General features: G+C 70.1%; 11 protein-coding genes. 9 read left to right on the top strand and 2 right to left on the bottom strand.

Translation table 11 applies throughout. The features are described 5' to 3' along the window. Nucleotides 1-56: 56 nt before the first annotated feature. Entirely contained in the window at nt 57-8492 is an 8436-nt protein-coding gene (locus KBI44_13895; protein MBP9145573.1) for a carbohydrate-binding protein, read from the bottom strand. A gap of 130 nt (nt 8493-8622) precedes the next feature. Between KBI44_13895 and KBI44_13900 the strand changes: the two genes are divergently transcribed. From KBI44_13900 to KBI44_13935, 8 genes are all read left to right on the top strand, one after another. Beyond that, nucleotides 8623-8892: a DUF2191 domain-containing protein gene (locus tag KBI44_13900; GenBank protein ID MBP9145574.1), complete on the top strand. Its 270-nt coding sequence runs from the start codon at nt 8623-8625 to the stop codon at nt 8890-8892. Continuing rightward, nucleotides 8889-9335 (top strand): PIN domain-containing protein, encoded by a 447-nt coding sequence (locus KBI44_13905; protein ID MBP9145575.1) that lies wholly within the window; start codon nt 8889-8891, stop codon nt 9333-9335. Before KBI44_13900 ends, KBI44_13905 begins: the two co-directional genes overlap by 4 nt. 87 nt (nt 9336-9422) lie before the next feature. Continuing rightward, entirely contained in the window at nt 9423-12152 is a 2730-nt protein-coding gene (locus KBI44_13910) for a serine/threonine-protein kinase (protein ID MBP9145576.1), read from the top strand. Between the two features lie 138 nt (nt 12153-12290). After that, nucleotides 12291-12524, top strand: a complete 234-nt coding sequence (locus KBI44_13915) for a CopG family transcriptional regulator (protein ID MBP9145577.1) — start codon at nt 12291-12293, stop codon at nt 12522-12524. Further along, nucleotides 12525-12959: a PIN domain-containing protein gene (locus tag KBI44_13920; protein ID MBP9145578.1), complete on the top strand. Its 435-nt coding sequence runs from the start codon at nt 12525-12527 to the stop codon at nt 12957-12959. It begins immediately after the preceding gene. Continuing rightward, nucleotides 12956-13294: a hypothetical protein gene (locus KBI44_13925; GenBank protein MBP9145579.1), complete on the top strand. Its 339-nt coding sequence runs from the start codon at nt 12956-12958 to the stop codon at nt 13292-13294. The genes KBI44_13920 and KBI44_13925 overlap by 4 nt, the downstream gene beginning before the upstream one ends. Further along, nucleotides 13291-13515 carry a hypothetical protein gene (locus KBI44_13930; protein ID MBP9145580.1) on the top strand — a complete coding sequence of 75 codons (225 nt, stop codon included), beginning with the start codon at nt 13291-13293 and terminating at the stop codon, nt 13513-13515. Before KBI44_13925 ends, KBI44_13930 begins: the two co-directional genes overlap by 4 nt. Next, nucleotides 13512-16283 carry a serine/threonine-protein kinase gene (locus KBI44_13935; protein MBP9145581.1) on the top strand — a complete coding sequence of 924 codons (2772 nt, stop codon included), beginning with the start codon at nt 13512-13514 and terminating at the stop codon, nt 16281-16283. Before KBI44_13930 ends, KBI44_13935 begins: the two co-directional genes overlap by 4 nt. A gap of 25 nt (nt 16284-16308) precedes the next feature. On the opposite strand, the gene KBI44_13940 is transcribed toward KBI44_13935, so the two are convergent. After that, nucleotides 16309-18345, bottom strand: a complete 2037-nt coding sequence (locus tag KBI44_13940) for a LamG domain-containing protein (protein ID MBP9145582.1) — start codon at nt 18343-18345, stop codon at nt 16309-16311. 89 nt (nt 18346-18434) lie between these two features. Between KBI44_13940 and KBI44_13945 the strand changes: the two genes are divergently transcribed. After that, on the top strand, nt 18435-18757 hold a 323-nt coding region (locus KBI44_13945; protein MBP9145583.1), incomplete at its 3' end, for an RNA polymerase subunit sigma-70.

The raw sequence follows: 18757 nt of genomic DNA on the forward strand, positions 1-18757 counted from the left end.
GAGCTGGCGCGGGCGGGCGAGACCTTGCGGCGGCGAGGCGACTCGCCGGGAGGGCTCTACCTCGCCTGGGCCTCACCGAGGACGACGGCCAGACGATGCACCGCCCCGTCGTCGGCGAGGGGAACGGCGGCCGGATCGACGCGGACGCCGTCGAGCAGTGCGCTCGCCACGCCACGGCAGCGCTGGTGCGGATTCTCGACGGTGATCTCGTAGCGCGAACCGCCGTAGCGGAAGGTGAGCGAGAAGCCGCTCCACGCCGCAGGGATGCAGGGGGCGAGAGCGAACGTCTTTCCTGCGAGGCGCAGTCCGAGAATGCTCTCCAGCCCGGCGCGATAGAGCCAGCCTGCCGCGCCGGTGTACCAGCTCCAGCCGCCCCGCCCGGCATGCTCGGGATGGGCGTAGACGTCGCCCGCGAGCACATAGGGCTCGGCCTTGTAGCGCTCGACGTCGGCGCGGCTGCGGCTGTGGTTGATCGGATTGAGCATGTGGAAGAGCTCGACCGCCTCGTCGCCGCTCCCCAGCGCCGCGACGGCCATCACGACCCAGATGGCGGCATGGGTGTACTGTCCGCCGTTCTCGCGCACTCCGGGCGGATAGCCGCGGATGTAGCCGGGGTCCTGGGCCGAAACGTCGAACGGCGGCTGTAGCAGCAGCACCTGGGAGGTCCCGCGCTTGACGAGGTGCGCCCGCACCGCGTCGAGCGCGCGATCGGCAAACTTCAACGGGACGGCCCCAGAGAGCACCGCCCACGATTGGGGCAGGGAGTCGATCCGGCACTCGTCGCGTGCCGCCGACCCGAGCGCCGAACCGTCGTCGTAGTAGCCGCGCCGGTACCACTCGCCATCCCAGGCAAGCTCCAGGGCGTTGACGAGCCGCTCCGCCTGGGTTCGATAGCGCTCGGCGCGCGCCTCGTCGCCGCGCTCGGCGGAGAGAGCCGCGAAATCTCCGAGAATGCCGTGGAGGAAGAAGCCGAGCCAGGTGCTCTCGCCGCGTCCCTCTCTCCCGACCCGATTCATGCCGTCGTTCCAGTCCCCGCTGCCCATCAGGGGGAGACCGTGGCCACCCACTGCCTGCGAGCGATCGATCGCCAGCAGGCAGTGATCGAACAGCGAGCCGGATTCGCCAGCGAGCCCGGGAAGGAAATAGGCCTCGTCCACTCCGGGCTCGAGCACCGGGGCGGCGAGGTAGGGCACGCGTTCCTCCAGTACCGCGAGATCGCCGGTCGCACGAACGTAATGCGCGACGGCGAACGGCAGCCAGAGGAGGTCGTCCGAGCAGCGTGTTCGCGTTCCCTGGCCCCCGGGCGGGTGCCACCAGTGCTGGACGTCGCCCTCCACGAACTGTCGTGCCGCCGCGCGCAGAAGGTGCTCCCGTGTGAGATCCGGCCGGGTGAAGAGCAGCGCCAGCGTGTCCTGCAGTTGATCGCGGAATCCGAAGGCGCCGCCCGGCTGGGAGTAACCCGACCGCGCCCAGATGCGGCAACCGAGCGTCTGGTAGAGCAGCCACCGGTTCATCATCACGTCGAACGAATCGTCCGGCGTCTTCACCTCGATCCTCCCCAGCATCTCGTCCCAGGCGGCGAGAGCGCCGTCGCGGGCGACCTCGGCGGCGGCGACCGTGCCATGTCGGGCGATGAGCGCGCGAGCATGCGCCGCGTCGTCGCCTTCTCCGAGCAGGACGACGAGGTAGCGCACCTCGCCCGGCGCGAGCTCGAGGTCGACCGCGAGCGCCGCGCAGGGATCGAGGCCGGCGCCGAAGTCGCCCGCGAGCTCGGCCAGTGCGAGGGCCGCCGGTGCGGCGAGCGAGCCGTTGCGTCCCAGAAACGAAGCGCGGTCGCCGCTCGCCCCCCGCTGTGCCTCGCTCGTCGAGAGAAAAGCGACCCGCCTGGCGAAATCGCGCCCGAACGGGTTCCTCGCCAGCACCGCTCCGGTCTCGCTGTCGAGCTCGGTGATCACCTGTCGGTGCTGGTCCGGAGACGGCGGACCGAGAGCCCATTCGCAGTAGGCGAAGGCGCGGAGGCGCCGCGGCCGGTCGCTTTCATTGGTGAGCGTGAGCAGCGAGAACTTCACCGGTTCGGTCCGGTGCACGAAGATCTCGAGCTCGTGCCGGATGCCCTCCGCGAGGCGGGAGAAGCGGGTGATGCCCGCGGCGTGCCGGACGGTCCATCGAGCCTCCGTCCGCATCCCCCCTGCGTGCGCCAGGCCGGAAGGCCCGGCCGCTCCGCGATAGCGCATCGGTCCCGGCGTCGGCGTCCAGAGGGCTCCGCTGTCCTCGTCCCGCAGGTAGATCGCCTCGCCCGTCGGATCGCTGACCGAATCGCCAGCGTGCGGCGTCAGCCGGTTTTCCCGACTGTTCATCGACCAGGTGAAGGCCGAGCCCGAGGAGCTCACGATCGTCCCGAAGTCCGGATTGGCGATCACGTTCGTCCATGGCAACGGTGTTTCGCGGTCGCCATCGAGCACGATGCGGTACTCCCTGCCACCCTCCACGAAGCCGCCGAGATGGTTGGCCAGGAGCAGCGGCTCGGCCCCTCGCCGGCGCTCCGCCTCGCCGGCGAGTTCGGGCGATCGAGCGCTCCTCTCGGCGCCACCACTCTCGTCCCTTCGCGCCTGCACCTCGAGACGCTGGGCCGGGAAGGCGGGCAGAGGGGGATCCGGCCGGTCGAGATGCTGGGCGAGCGACCCGCGACCGCTGTCGAGGACGGCGGCCGCAGCCGCCGCAAAAAGCGCGCGCTCCGCCTCCGCCAGGCTCCCGCCGCGCAGCAGGAAGGCTCCGCCGGAACGGTGTCTCCAGGAGCGCCAGGGCCCGTCGTCGAGCAACGCTTCGAGCTGCGTCTGCATCTCGTCGAGATAGCTCGCCGGGTTGTCGTTGATCAGCACGACGTCCGCGGCGAGCCCCTTGAGGCGCCAGTACTCCTGCGCCTGCAGGACCTGGCGGGCCAATTGCAAGTCGTCGCCCTCCCCCACCCGAACCAGCAGGATCGGCAGGTCGCCCGAGACAGCGTGCGGCCAGAGGCTCGCCTGTCCGAGGACGTTGCCGGCCAGCGACTGCCGCGGCGCCCGCAGGGAGCCGTCGGCATAGAGGGCGCGCGACGCCAGTCGTTCGAACAGCACGGCCTCGTCGGCGCTCACCCCGAGGTGCCGCCGATCGCTGTGGGCGTGCGCGAAGGCCAGCGCGAAGGTGCGGGCCCCGGTGCCGGCGTCGTGGTACTTGTGCGCGAGCGCGACCGCGTCCTCGCGGCTGCCCGCGACGCCAGTGGCAAAGGTGAGGCGCGCCGACGCCCCAGGCGCGAGGCGCAGACGCTGACGAAGGCAGGCGACGGGGTCGAGCACGGCACCGGTCGTGCCGCTGAGCGGCCGGCCGTCGAGCGCCGCCGGATTCGAGAGATCGCGTCCCCGGCCGAGGAATCGGGCGCGGTCGCTCTCCCATTCCACCGGTCCCTGCGCCCGGCCTTCCAGCCCCAGCACGTGAACGGCCCAGGTCGCGCCCACCGTCGGCGTTCGCGAGCGGCGGCGAAAGAGCAGGGCGGCGGCGTCCCCGAGCAGCTCGCTCTCGACGAATAGCTTGGCGAACGCCGGGTGGGCCAGGTCGTCTGCCGGCGAAGCCAGGACGATCTCGGCATAGCTCGTGACTTCGATCTCACGCGGACGGTCGCTATGGTTCGTGACCCGCAGGCGCCGCACCTCGAAATCGTCCTCGGTCGACACCGCGATCTCGAGCAGCGTGGCGATGCCCTCCGCGCGTCGCCGGAAGGTGGCCTTCTCCGGCTGGAAGGTGGCCAGGTAGTCCTTCGGGCTGGCGTCCGCAGGTGCCTCGTATCGGGTCGGCAGGAAGGTCGGTCCCCACACCGCGCCGCTGCGCACGTCGCGCAGGTAGATCGTCTGACCGGCGGGGTCGCAGGTCGAATCGGCGCGATGCCGCGTGACCGCCAGTCCGCGGTGAAAGCTCGCTCCACCACCGGCGTTGGTGACCACCACCGTGTAGCTGCCGTTCGACAGGAACTGGGCGTGCGGGAAGGTGGTGTGCGGCGTGCGGAAGCGTCGCAGCATCACCGCCGGAGCCGGCATGGAGGCCCGCGTCGCTTCGGCGGGGCGCGGCTGCGTCACCGGCGCCTGGCGGGGGATTCGCTCCTGGAGCAGCAACTCCGTGGCGCGCACCCGCGGATCGGCGTGAAAGCGCTCGACCATCGGCTGACCCAGCAGGACGTTGGCGAGCGCGACCAGGGTCATTCCCTGGTGGTGCGCCATGTAAGTGCGGATGATCTCGCCTTCCCGGCGCTGCGGCCGGCTGCCGCCCCCGCTATCGCTCTCGCCTTCGGACTCGCCCGGCAGGCCACCGCCGCGCGGCGTGTAGTCGACCGCCTCGTAGAAGCCGAACTCGCCTTCGAGCCCCAGCCCGGCCAGGCGGCGGAAGTTGCGCGCCGCCGCCGCCGGCTCGACCATCGCGGCGAGCGCCGTTGCGTAGGGCGCGATCACCAGGTCGTCGCCGAGACCGCGCTTCAGGCCGAGCCCGGGAACCCCGAACGCCTGGTACTGATAAGTGTCGTGGCGGTCCACCGCGCTGAACGCCGACTCGGAGATTCCCCAGGGCACGCCGCGCTCGCCCGCGTAGCGCCGCTGCATCCGCACCGCCATCCGGCACGTTCGCTCGAGCAGCGTCTGCGCGTAGCTGCGCATGAAGAGCTGCGGCATGAGGTACTCGAACATCGTCGAGCTCCACGACAGGAGCGTCGGAGAACCGTCGACGCTCGTCACCAGGCGCCCGAGATGGAACCAGTGTGACTGCGGCACGTCGCCGCGGGCGATCGCGATGAAGCTGGCGAGGCGGGACTCGGAGGCCAGGAGATCGTAGAACGACGGATCGAGCCGCCCCGGGGCCTCCGCTTCGGCCAGACGATAGCCGATCGAGAAAATGCCCCGCTCGCGATCGTAGAGGAAGGTGAAGTCGATGCCGTCGGCGAAGGCCGCAGCGCGGGCGGCGAGGCTGCAAAGCTGCGCTTTGCGGTCCGCCGCCTCCCTCTCGGCGCTCGCCGCCTGGCGCAACCCTTCGGCAAGGCAGAGGAGCGCGCCCGAGAGATTGCCGCTGTCGACCGTCGAAACGTATCGCGGCTCGAGCGCCAACAGGGTCCGTGAGTCGTACCAGTTCAGCAGATGCCCCTTGTGGCGCTCCAGCCGCTCCATCGCGTCGAGCGCCCTGGCGGTGCGAAGGACGAGCTCGTCGATGCCGATGAACCCCAGATCCCGCGCCGCGAGCGTCGCGAGCAACCCCATCCCGATGTTCGTCGGCGAAGTGCGGTGGGCGATGCGGGGCTCCGGCACCTCCTGGAAATTGTCCGGCGGCAGGCCATTGTCCTCAGGGCCAGCGAAGGTGGCGAAGAAGCGCCAGGTATTGCGCGCCACTCCTTCGAGGTAGAGCCGATCCTCGGGACCGAGCTCGATCTCCGGCGGCGCAACCGGACGGCTCAGCCAGTAAGCGAGGAGCGGCGCGAGCAGCCACAGAAGCAGGATGGGAGCGGCGACCGGGAGCGCGGCCGGGTGCAACGTCGCGACCAGCGCCAGAGCGGTGAGCGCGCCCCAGGAGCTCGACGCCATCTGGCGGCAGAACCGCCAGGCGAGCGCACCCCTGCCGGCCGGGGCGGCGCGCGCGCCACCCTGGGTCCGATCGTCGCGCGCGGCACTCGCCGCAGAGGTCTCCCATTCGAGGAGCCTGCGGCGCGTGAAGCCGAGGCGAAAGAGCGTGACGACGATGGCGTGCGCCATCTGCCAGGACTGGTAGGCCAGAAAGGCGATCTGCAGGGCGAGTCGGGCCGCTTCGGTCGCGAGCGCGCTGCCGACTCGCCGGAAGAAGACCCGCCAGGGCTCGTGGCGCTCGGGTCCGCCGAGCGACGCCGCGAGCAACGGGTAAACCGGAAAGGCCAGGGCGAGAACCACGAAGACGGTCCAAGCCAGCGCCGCGCCCGGCAGCAACGACCAGCCCGCCACGAGGAGCGCCGCCGTCACCGGCGGGACGAGGCTACGGCGGAGATTGTCGAGGATCTTGAAGCGCGCGATGAGCGGCAGGCGATTGCGCTCGACGCCGCCGGCCCGGTTGCGCACGAACGGGAACAGCCAGCGCAGAATCTGCCAGTCGCCGCGCACCCAGCGATGCTGCCGCCGGGCGTGGGTCAGGACACTCGCCGGATAGTCGTCCACCAGCTCGACATCGGTGACCAGCGCCGTACGGGCGTAGATCCCCTCGAACAGGTCGTGCGAGAGCAGCGCGTTCTCGGGCACCCGGCCTTCGAGCGCCGCGCTGAAGGCGTCGACGTCGTAGAGCCCTTTGCCGGTGAAGATCCCCTCGGCGAAGAGATCCTGGTAGGTGTCCGACACCGCCGTGGTGTAGGGGTCGACGCCGGTGTGACCGGCGTAGAGCCGCGCAAAGAGCGAACCGGCGGCGCTCGCCATGGTGACGCTGACCCGGGGCTGCAGGATGCCGTAGCCTTCGACCACGCGGCCGAGAGCGTGATCGATGCGCGCCCGATTCAGGGGGTGCACGATAATGCCGATGAGCGCGCGCGCCGCTTCGCGGGGCAGGCGGGTGTCGGAGTCGAGGGTGATGCAGTAGCGCACGCCCGGCAGCAGATCCCGCTCTCCGACCACGAGGTTGAAGCTCGTGTCGGTGGCACCGCGCAGCAGGCGATTGAGCTCCTCCAGCTTGCCGCGTTTGCGCTCCCAACCCATGAATGCCCCTTCGCCCGGATTCCACAGGCGAGGGCGATGCAGGAGGAAGAACCGGCCGCAGGAGACCGCCGGATGACGAGCGTTGAGCGCCTCGATCCCCGCCTTCGCCGCCGCGACGATCGCTGCGTCGCCCGGCATTTCCGCCTGCGGAGCGTCGGTGAAATCGCTCAGGATCGCGAAGTGGATGTTGGGGTCGGTATTGCCCAGGGCGAGCACCTCGAGGTGCTCGACCATCTCTTCGACCCCGACGACGTCCTTGAAGAGCGTCGGAACGACGACGAGAGTGCGTGCCGACGGCGGAATGCCCGCGGAAGTGTCGATTCGAGGCAGGCGGCGCGGCGGAACCAGGCGCGCGACCAGCCGCTGAACGACCGCGATCGCGAGCTCGCTCGCCGGCAGGAACAGGAGGAGCGCCGCCAGCAGCGCGAGCTCCACGCCAGCACCCTGTCGCCGGGCGTAGGCGACCCCGAGCGCCACGAGGCCGCCGGTGAGCAGCGCGATCGAAGAGAGGTAGAGCCCCGTCGCGTGCGCGAAGGCGTAGCGGCGGGCTCGCAGACGCAGCCGCGGGCGATGGGCGATGTCGGATTCGAGACCGAGGCGGCCGCGCCCGACCAGGTGATATCCGACGTGCGCCGCGCGGTCGTCGCTCGCGCGGCTTCCTGCAGCGCCCGCGGCGCTTTCCGCGGCGAGGTGCTCGGCCGCCTGGCGCGCGCTCTCGACCGCCCGAAGGGCCACTCGCATCTGCGCATCGCCGTTTCTCTCGGCGAGCTCCTCCACCGCTTGGCGATAGCGGTCCCGGGAGAGGAAGTCCATGCGCCCGTAGGCTGCCGCCGGGTCCTGCTGCAAAGCGCGATCGACGAGACTCACCGCCTCGAAGTAGGCGCTCCAGTCGAGCGTCGCCACGAAGCGCAGGCTGCCGATCACGTTGCCGATCGAAACCTGGGCGGCCGCCTGCTGCTGGTGCTCGGCCCGGATGACCTCTTCGGCGCTCGACTGCTGCTCCTCGAGATAGGCGTCGATGGCGCCGCGCACCGCGGTGAGGCGCGGCCCCCCTTCGCGGATCCGCTGGAGCAACTGGACGATGTAGGCCGTATGGAGGCTGGGCGGCAGTCTCGGCAGCGCCCCGTGACCGCTCTCGTCGATGTGGTCGACGAAGCTGTTCGCGGCGCGCCGGGCGGCGCGCGCCTCGAGCGTGCGGGCGGCGAGGCGGCGCAGGTTCTCGATCAGGCCGAGCCGCAGCATGCTCGGCCAGGCCCAGAGCTCGCCGATGGTGAGCGGCGCGACGGTCTGGAAGCTGTTGAGGAAGCGGACAAGGTGGGACCGCTCGAGCTTGCTGTCGCTGTGGCGGATGAGCTCGACGGCAAGTGCATAGATGCGCGCGGTGCCGCGCAGCTCGCGCAGTGCGAGCTTCGGAAGCTCGCGAAAATACCCGCGCGGCAGGTCCTGCCGGATGCCGCGGATCTCGGACGAGACGACGTGGTAGTTGTCGAGAATCCACTCGCCGGCCTGGGTGACGAACTCGCCGCGATGAACGTCGTCGGCCATCAGCCGGTAGGCGGCTTCGAGGAACCGTGCATTGTCCTCCAGGCGCGGGTAGTTCCGCTGCGCGCTCCGCCCGGGCGCCGGATCGACGGTGAATCGGGCCGCCAGCGCTTTGGCGCGCTCTTCGAGCTGCTCGATGCTCGACAGTTCGTCCCGGAACGGCCGGTCGAGCTCCGCCGGCGCGCGGCGGAAGATCCGGCTCGCGAGTTCAGTCCAGGGAAAGGGCAGCAGTCCGCCTCCTCGTAGGGCCCGAGCACTGTGGGCCGGTTTCGACCCTACACGCAGCCGACGGCCCCCACCACCGCACTTTCTACCCGGCTTGGGCACGAGAAAGCTCGCACTCTCGGCAATATTCCGCTATATTGCTGGCAGTATGAAGACGACCTTCGACCTTCCCGACACCCTGCTGGAAGAGGCGCGACGGGTTGCCGCAGCTCGCGCCACGACGGTCAAGGCGCTGGTCGAAGCCGGACTCCGCCGTGAGCTGCGCGAACGGGCTCGCTCCACTCCTTTCGCGCTTCGCGACGCGAGCTTCGAAGGCCGCGGCCTGCGGCCGGAGATGGAGAGCGCCTCCTGGGACCGACTGCGCGAGCTGGCGTACGGCGCTCGCGGCGGCGGCCGCGAAGAGTGATCGCCCTCGATACCAATCTCCTGGTCTACGCCCACCGCGCCGATTCTCCCTGGCATCGACCGGCAAAGAGGCGGGTGCGCGACCTCGCCACCGGGCGAACCGCCTGGGCCCTGCCGTGGCCCTGCCTGCACGAGTTTCTCGCCATCGTGACTCACCCGCGCATCTACGATCCGCCCACCCCGCTCGCCCAGGCGATCGACCAGGTGAACGCCTGGCTGGAATCGCCGAGTCTCGTGCTGCTCCAGGAAGGGCACGATCACTGGGAGGTCCTCGCCACGCTCCTCATCCGCGGCAAGATCGCCGGCCCACAGGTCCACGACGCCCGCGTCGCCGCCCTCTGCCTCTCGCACGGCGTCAGCGAGCTCTGGAGCGCCGACCGCGATTTCGGCCGCTTCCGCGATCTGCCCGTGCGTAATCCGCTGCTCGATCCCGAAGCCGACTGACCGCCCAGGAGTGTGGCGCCACGGCCCGGCACAGCTGGAGGCGGAAGCCGACAGTGCGGTCCGGGGTCGGGTAGGATCAACGGTGAATTGATCGGACAACGGCTCGGTTCCTACGAGATCACCGCCAAGCTCGGCGAAGGCGGCATGGGGGAGGTCTACCGTGCGACCGATTCGCGCCTCAGGCGCGAGGTGGCGATCAAGGTCCTGCCGGCGGCGTTCACGCAAGACAGGGAGCGCCTCGCGAGGTTCGAACGCGAAGCGCAGCTCCTCGCCCAGCTCAACCATCCCAACATCGCACAGATCTACGGATTGGAGACCAGCGGCGCGACGCACGCTCTCGTTATGGAGCTCGTCCCCGGCCCGACGCTCGCCGAACGCCTCGAATCCGGGCCTCTTTCCCCTACTGAGAGCCTTTCCTTCGCGCTGCAGATCGCGCAGGCGCTCGAAGAGGCCCACGACAAGGGGATCGTGCATCGCGATCTCAAGCCCCAGAACATCAAGGCTTCCAGTGAAGGAAGGGCCAAGGTCCTCGACTTCGGCCTGGCCAAAGCAATGGATGCGACGGGCTCCGGATCATCGGCCGCCGATTTCGCGCGCTCTCCCACGATCCTGAATTCGCCGACCCTCACCGCGGTGCACGGCACCCAGCTCGGAGTGATCCTGGGTACCGCGGCGTACATGGCTCCCGAGCAGGCACGCGGCGCCGCGGTCGACAAGCGGGCCGACATCTGGGCCTTCGGTGTGGTGCTGTACGAGATGCTCACCGGCCGCTCGCTCTTCGCCGGGCCCACGGTCTCCGACACCCTCGCCGGCGTGCTCAAGAGCGAGATCGACTGGCGGGCGCTGCCCGCCGGGACTCCGGTCGCCATTCGCAGCCTCTTGCGCCGCTGCCTCGAGCGCAACGCGAAGAACCGCCTGCACGACATCGCCGACGCGCGCATCGTGCTCGACGAGGTGCTCGGCGGCGGACCCGAGGAGGTGCTGCCACTCGCGGCAGAAGCGAGACCGGCCGCCCGGACGCGCGGCTGGACGTGGGGGCTGGCGGCCGGGGCGCTCGGCGTCGGCCTCGGACTCGGCGCGCTCGCCTTCCGCGCCGCCGCGCCTCCGGAGGTCGCGACGCAGGGCGCCGCGGTGCATGCCGAGTTCGAGATCGCCACGCCCCTCGCGACGACGATGGTGAGCGGGCTCGCGCTGTCGTCGGACGGACGTCAGCTCGCCTTCGTGGCGCGCGGCAAAGACGGGCGCACGGCGCTCTGGGTGAGGGCGCTCGGCTCGACCGAGGCGAAGGAGCTGCCGGGGACAGTCGACGCACGTTTTCCGTTCTGGTCGCCCGACGGTCGCCGGCTCGGCTTCTTCGCGCAGCGCCGGCTCAAGGTGATCGATCTCCTCGGCGGCTCGCCGCGCGTCGTCGCCGAGACGGGTTCGACGCAGGACGCCCGTGGCGGGGCGTGGAGCGCGGACGATCGAATCGTGTTCGCGCCGACCTTCACCGGGACGCTCTTCGTCATCCCGGCGTCCGGCGGCGAGGCCGTGCCGGCGTCGCGGATTCCCGCCGGAACCGATATCGGTACGCAGCGCTTCCCGAGCTTTCTCCCCGACGGCGAGCGCTTCCTCTTCTTCGCCTCGACAGGCACCGGGATCGAACCGGGCACGGCCTATCTCGGGCGGCTCGGTTCGCTCGAGGCGAAGAGGCTCGGCCCGGTGACATCCTCCGCGTTCTACGCCGCTCCGGGCTTCCTCATCTTCGTCCAGGGCGATGCACTGGTCGCGCAACGCTTCGATGACGGGAAGGAAGAGCTCGTCGGCGATACCCTCAGCCTGGGCGTTTCCCTCCCAGGCAGCGTCAGTGTCTCCGGCCAGCGGTCTCTCGCCGTCTCGGCGAACGGCGTCCTCGCCTATCGGGCGGACAAGCGCAACGGCACGCGCCTCGTCTGGGTCGACCGCCGGGGTGTGGAGTCGGGACAGCTGAACGATGACGACCGGAACTGGCACTACGCACCGGTCCTCTCTCCCGACGGCAAGAGGGTCGCGGTCTCCTACTACGAAGTCGGCGCCACCAGCGGCGGAATCTGGATCCACGATCTGGCGCGGCGCTATTCGACGCGGCTCACCAACGGCGAGTCCGGCGACGACACGCTGCCGGTCTGGTCGCCCGACGGACGTGAGCTCGCCTTCGGGCGAGTCGGACCCGCCGGGACGAGCGGCATCTATCGCATGGACGTAGGGCGGCCGGGCAGCGAGAGCCGGTGGTTTTCCGACGACGGTTTCCTGGCGCCCAGCGCCTGGCTGACCGACGGGACCGGACTGCTCGAGCAGCGCTTCGATGCCTCGGGCAGGGGTTCGATCTGGTGGCGGTCGTTGGCGACGCAGGCGCCCCCGAAACTCCTCGGCTCCGAGCAGGCGTCGGAGTGGGGCGCGGTCGCTACGCTCGACGGGCGTTGGATCGCCTATGCGTCGGACGCCACGGGGCGCATGGAGGTCTACGTCCGCCGGCTCGACGAACCCTCCAATTCGCCCGTTCGGGTCTCCATCGACGGTGGCGTGTCCCCGGCCTGGCGCGGCGACGGCCGGGAGCTCTTCTACGTCGACGACGGCGGGCGCATCGTCGCCGTCCCGTTCGAGCCCTCGGATCCACCGCAGATCGGAGTGGGCGTGCCGCTCTTCCAGGGCGGACTCGAAGAGGCGGCGGACCGCCAGTTCGACGTCACCGCCGACGGCCAACGCTTCCTGCTGAACCGGAACTTCGCTTCCCCGGGAGAACCGATCCGGGTCGTTCTCGGGTGGCGCGAGCGGCTGCAGCAGGGCCCACAGCGATGATCGAGTTCCACCCGGGCCCCGGCGCGACCACCGCCAGCCTCGGCGGCACCGAGATGGGAACGGCCAATCGCGCTACCGCCGCCCGGCGCAGGCGCGAGGCGGCGCCCGGATGCAGATGCTTATGTTAACATCACGCTCGTGAAGCGAACGACGATCTACTTCGATCCCGAGCTCGAGGCGCTTCTGAAGGCGGAGACGCTGCGCCGCAATCAACCGATGGCGGAGCTGATTCGCGAGGCTGTGAGGGAGTACCTCGTTCGCACCCGTCCGGACCTTCCGCCGGGGGCGGGTGAGTTTTCGAGCGGCCACTCCGACACCGCGGACCGGAGCGAGGAGATCCTCGCCGCAACCGGCTTCGGCGTGAGTCACTGAGTGGCGGTTCTCCTCGACAGCGGAATTCTCTACGCCTACTACGACCGAAGCGACCGCTGGCACCGAGCGGCCGTCGGGTTGATCACTGCCGAGCTCGGCGGTCTCCTCCTGCCCTCGCCGGTCGTGCCGGAAGTCGATCACCTGCTCGGAACCCGACTGGGTCGAGCCGCGCGGCAGCAGTTCTACCGCGGGCTCGTCGAAGCGAGCTTCCTGCTGGTCGATCTCCCGCAGGAGCGCGTGGGCCGCATCCGCGAGCTCGACGAACAGTTCGCCGAGCTCGATCTGGGCTTCGTCGACAGCGCACTCGTGGCTCTCTCCGAGTCGACCGGAGTGAAACGCATCGCAACTTCCGATCGCAGACATTTCGAGCCGCTGGCTCGCAAGTTCGACCTCACGCTCGTACCCGCGCCGCCGGAATCGCAGGCTCGGGAATGAAGCTCGAAACCCGCCTCGGCCCTTGCGAGATCTCCGCCAGGACCGGCGAGGGTGGCACGACTGCCGCTAGAATCGGCTCGGTGCGCACCCAGTTTGTGGACACTCCGCCGGAGATCGAAGCGATCCAGGTGCGGCTGTTTCGCGAGATGGGTCCGCGCGGCCGCCTCACCGCAGCGGCAGAGCTGAATGACGCACTCGACGATCTCGCCCGGGCTGGAATCCGTTCGCGCCATGGGGACCTGCCGGAGGCCGAGGCCCGGTTGCGGCTGTTCGCGCTCCGCCTGAGCCGTGAGCAGATGGTCCACGCCTTCGGCTGGGACCCCGGCCGCTCGTGACGACCGGCCGCGAGCCGAACGAGGTCGACCTGCGCGACGGCTTCAAGGCGGACATCTACCTCGCGGCTCGGGACGCCTTCGGCCGGGAGCAGTTCGCCCGCCGTCAATCGATCGAGCTCGCGCCGGGGACCTGGCTGCCGTTCGCTTCGCCCGAGGACGTCGTCCTGCAGAAGCTGCGCTGGTACCGCTTGGGCGAGGGCGTGTCGGGACCACGCCGATGATCGGAACGAAGCTCGGCCCCTACGAGATCACCGCCAAGCTCGGCGAAGGCGGCATGGGCGAGGTCTATCGGGCGACCGACACCCGGCTGAAGCGCGAAGTCGCGATCAAGGTTCTGCCCCCTGCCTTCACCGAAGACAGGGAGCGCCTGGCGCGCTTCGAGCGCGAGGCGCAGCTCCTCGCGCAGTTGAACCACCCGAACATCGCCCAGATCTTCGGGCTCGAGACCAGCGGCGCGACGCACGCTCTCGTCATGGAGCTCGTCCCCGGCCCGACGCTCGCCGAACGCCTCGAATCCGGGCCTCTTCCCCCTACTGAGAGCCTTTCCTTCGCGCTGCAGATCGCGCAGGCGCTCGAAGAGGCCCACGACAAGGGGATCGTGCATCGCGATCTCAAGCCCCAGAACATCAAGGCTTCCAGTGAAGGAAGGGCCAAGGTCCTCGACTTCGGCCTGGCCAAGGCGATGGAGGCGACTCCCGGTTCCGCTTCTGCGGCCGATCTGGCGCGCTCGCCGACTCTCGCGAACTCACCCACCCTCACCGCGGCGCACGGGACGCAGATGGGGGTCATCCTCGGCACGGCGGCGTACATGTCGCCCGAGCAGGCGGCGGGAAAGCCAATCGACCGCCGGACCGACATCTGGGCCTTCGGCGTCCTGCTCTGGGAGATGCTCGCCGGTCGGCGGCTGTTCGAGGCCGAGAGCGTGGCCGAGACCCTCGGCGCCGTATTCCACCAGCCGCTCGACCTCGTCGCCCTCCCCGCTTCGACGCCAGCGGCCGTCCGCCAGCTCGTTAAGCGCTGTCTGGAGCGCGATCCGAAGACGCGGCTGCGCGACATCGGCGAAGCGCGCATCGTTCTCACCGCGGCGATCGCCGCGGCGAGTGAAGCCGGGGCCGCAGCCGGCGGCTTCCCGGTTTCCACAAGTTCGCACAGTCACGCCATGACGGTTTCGCAGGGCTCATCGATGGCACGGTGGTGGCCCTGGCTGGCCGCGGCCCTCGCGACGGTCGCCGCTCTCGCGATCGTTGCCCTGATCGTGAAAATCCAGGGAACAGGATCCCTCCCCGACTCCGGATCGGCCGCGACCGGGCGGCAGATCGCCGTCGCCGTAGCGCCGCCCGCGGGTCACGTTCTCGCCGCCGGCGACGCTCCGATCCTCGATCTCGCTCGCGACGGCAGCGCGGTGGCATTCGAAGCCGAAGGTCCGGACGGCCGCCAGCTCTTCCTGCGCCGCATCGACCTCGCCGAGGTGGTGCCGATCGCCGGCACCCTCGGCGCCTCGCACCCATTCTTCTCGCCGGACGGCCGCTCGCTCGGCTTCTTCGACAGGGGCAGGATCCGCAAGGTCGCGCTCGCCGGCGGACCGGTGATCGACGTCACTTCGGTCAACGCCAATCGCGGCGCCACCTGGACGGACGGCGGCTGGATCGTCTATACGCAGACTTTCAACACCGGGCTTCAGAAAGTGCGCGAGGCCGGAGGGCGGTCGGAGCCGCTGACGACTCTCGACCCGAAAGGAACCGAGCGCAGCCATCGCTGGCCGACCGCGATTCCCGGAACGCCCTGGGTGCTGTTCACCGTCGGCGTCTCGAACAGCCCGAACTTCTACGACGACTCGCGCATCGACGCCGTGAACCTTCAGAGTGGCGAGCGCAAGCCGGTTTTCGACGGCGCCTGGATGGCGCGCTTCGCGCCGCCCGGGACGCTGCTCGTGCAGCGCCGCGGGGCGCTTCTCGCGCTGCCTTTCGATCCGTTGCACGCCGAGGTCCTCGGCGAGGAGAGAGTGGTACTCGACAACGTCGGCGGCGAGCCCTCCAGCGGCGCCGGCTTTTTTGCCGGGGGCGAAGGCGGGAGTCTCGCCTACGTGCCGACCGAGGCGCTGGTCGAGGAGACGACGGTGGTGATCGTCGAAGCGGACGGCGCCTCGTCCCGCCTGCCGCTGCCGGAGAAGCGGTTCTGGTATCCGCGCTTTTCGCCCGACGGCCGTTCGCTCCTCCTCGATGTCGGGTCGGGCCAGGGTGCCGACGACGAGCTCTGGCGCTACGACCTCGCTCCGCAGCGGATGTCGCGGGTCTCTTTCGTCGCCGGTTCGGCGATCGCCAGCTGGTCGCCGGACGGCGAGTGGATCGCCTATACCGGGGGTACGGCGGACCGCTCCAGCAAGGTCTTCCGCAAGCGCGTCGACGGTTCCGCCGGGGAAGAGCTCGTCTGGGACGGCCAGGACCTGGCCTCGGCGGCGGATTGGACGCCCGACGGCCAGGCGATCATCGGCACCGACTTGCGCGGCGAGCTCGGGCTCTACCACGTACCGATCGACGGCAGCGAGAGCCGCCGGATCGTAGCCGCACCGGGAGGTCAGTACAGCGCCGCCTTCGACCCCAGCGGCCGCTTCCTCGCCTACACTTCGATCGAAACGGGGGTCGATGAGATCTTCATCTCGACCTATCCCGAAGGCGGCGGCAAGTGGCAGATCTCGACCGAGGGCGGCCAGATGCCGGTCTGGACGCGCGATGGCAAGAGCGTCCTCTACGTCAAGGGGGACACCCTCCTCGCGGTCGACATCGAGACCGGAGGCGCCTTCCGCTCGGCGACGCCGCGCGAGCTCCGCCGCGGGCCCTACATCCTGCGCACCGCGCCGTTCCGCAACTACGACACCGGCCCCGGCGGACGCCTCGCGCTCGTCACCCGCCGCACCGACGTGCCGGCGATGCGCCAGGTCGAGGTTCTCATCGGCTGGGATCGCTCGCCGGCCTCGCCGCCGCGCCCCTGAGCCCGCGGCGCGAGGCGCTAGCCGCTCAAGGCACGACCGACGACCAACCGAGGATGCTGCCGCGCTCGAAGCCGTCGCCGTAGAGGAACGGTCCGCGAAAGAGGCGGATTTCGTCCGTCGTGAGCGCGCGCCGCCAGACCTCGACCTCGTCGATGCGGCCGTCGAAGTAGTAGCGGTCGTTTACCCCGTCCCTGCCGAGCGCCGCAACCTGTGCCGGCACCGAGCGCACGGGCTCGCCGAGTGCGGCATTGAGGTGCGTGTCGACGAGCGTTCCATCGAGGTAGATCTCGGCTGCCTCGGAGTCGCCGCGATAGACGCCGGCGACGTGAAACCAGCGATGGAGAGGCAGAAGGGCCTCGGGAATTCCGGGTCGCTCGGCGGTGCCGTCGGCGTCGGTGACCTTGAAGCGCAGCTCCGCGTTGTCGCGATCGAGGTAAAACACATAGTTGTCCTGGGCGGCGTCGTAGATCGAGGCGAACGGCTCGGCGAGATTACTTGGCGGGGTTTCGAGGTAGAGCCAGGCGGTGAGTGTCACCCCGGCGTCAGTGATGTCGAGATCGATCGATGGCGCGATGTCCGCCCAGCCGATGAGGGGAGCGAGTCCAGCGAAGGTGACCGCACCGCGTCCGGGCCTGCCCCACGACCAGTCGATGCCGTCGCCGGTGAGCAGGGCGTCGTCGGCGTGGATCCCGGCGAGATCGGACGCCTCCGTCCCGGCGCCCTCTTCGCACCGCCAGTGGCCGACCCTGCCGATCGTGTACGAGCGTGCGTGTACGGAGGCGCCGTCCTCGTCGCCCCCGTGCGATCCTCCAGTCCTCTGCCAGGCGACCGCGAAGTCGCCCTCCGCATCGACTGCGATGGCGGGCACATCGGCCCAGCTGGAGGAGAGCGAGCCCGCGATCCAGATCTCCGGGCCGAGAGCGTGCCGATCGACGAGGCGCCGAGCCTGGACCGTGTCGGACGTCAAGAGCCAGGTTGCCGTGAGGTCGCCGTCCGGACCGCGAACCAGCGCCGGCTTGGCGACGGCGTAGCCGGGGGCGAAGTTGATCGTCGTCTCCAGGCCGCGAGGGGACCCGTCGGCGGCGAAGAAGCGCAGGTCGATGCCGTCGCCGATCGGTTCACCCTCCGGCGCGCGGACCGGAGCGGCCGGGAGGCTGTGCCAGATGACGGCGAAGCCACCGTCGCTGCTCGAAGCGACATCGGGGTACCACTGGTTCCCGGAGGTGAAGCTGTTGACCTGCTGTTGCGGGCCCACGAACGCGCCCGTGGCATCGAGGCGCCGCCATTGGACGCTTTCTCCGGAAGCGTCGCCGCCTGCCGAGGCGCTGGAAGCCCAAACGACAACGTGCCCCCTCCCGCCCTCGAGGCGGGCGATGCGCGGCGTTCGCACGGAGGCTCCGAGCGTGCTGGCCGCCACCGCTTCGGCGAGAGCGGCTCCCTGGGAGTCGAAGCTCCGGATCCAGACGGTCGCCGATTCGACCCAGGTGACGACGAATCCGCCTCCGGGCGCGGAGGCGACGTCGAGCTCTTCGAGCGGGCTCTCGCCGTCGCGGATCTCGAGGATCGAGCCGGAGGCCGCTCCGTCGAGGTTGACGAAGCTGCCGCGGACCCCCTGGCCGCCGAGCCTGGACACCGCAAGGTTGGGCAGGCTCTCCGGCCAGACGACGATCGAGCGCCCGTCGTCGAGGCGCGCCACCTCCGGGTGGCCGATGCCCAGGGGCGACCAGACCACCAGGATCTCCGAGCCGATCGGCTGGCCGGCGCGATCGAGCCTCCGCGAGCGCAGCCGGTCGTTCGTGTCGCTCCGGTCGCGCCAGACGACGAACCAGCCGCCGTCGCCCACGGGCCCGATCGCGGGGGCGTCCTGGTCATCGAGGGTGAAGATGTGGTTGACCTGCACCATGTCTCCCATCGGCAAGGCGCTCGGCGGATCCCCGCCGGCCACGAGCGATTCGGCGGCGAGAACTCCTGACAACGCGGCCAGGGCGAGCAGGACAGCTTGGCAGCGAGGCCACGAGCCCCTGAGCTCCGGGAGCGGGCGGTGGGACGAAGCTCTCCTCATGACGATCGACCTCCTGATCCAGACGCGGATTCGAGCGCAGAACGGGATCATCGGCGGCGCGAGCACATCGGGAATAGACTCCCTCCACAATGCCTGGGGACGAGCGGCACGCCGCTGAGGCGGGCCACATCACGACCCTGCTCCATGCCTGGAGCGCGGGCGACGACGGCGCGTTCGGCGAGCTCGTGCCGCTGGTCTATGCGGAGCTGCGCGCCATTGCCGGGCGCCAGGCGCGCGCCGAGCCGGCGGGCTCGACGCTCACACCGACCGCGGTCGTGCACGAGCTCTACATCAAGCTCGCCGGCCAGGACCGGGCCCGATGGGAGAACCGACGCCAGTTCTTCGCGGTGACGGCGCGGCTGATCCGCCGGATCCTGGTCGACCACGCGCGCGAGCGTGGAGCGGAGAAGCG

It is taken from the genome of Thermoanaerobaculia bacterium (genome assembly GCA_018057705.1).
GTDB lineage: Bacteria > Acidobacteriota > Thermoanaerobaculia > Multivoradales > JAGPDF01 > JAGPDF01.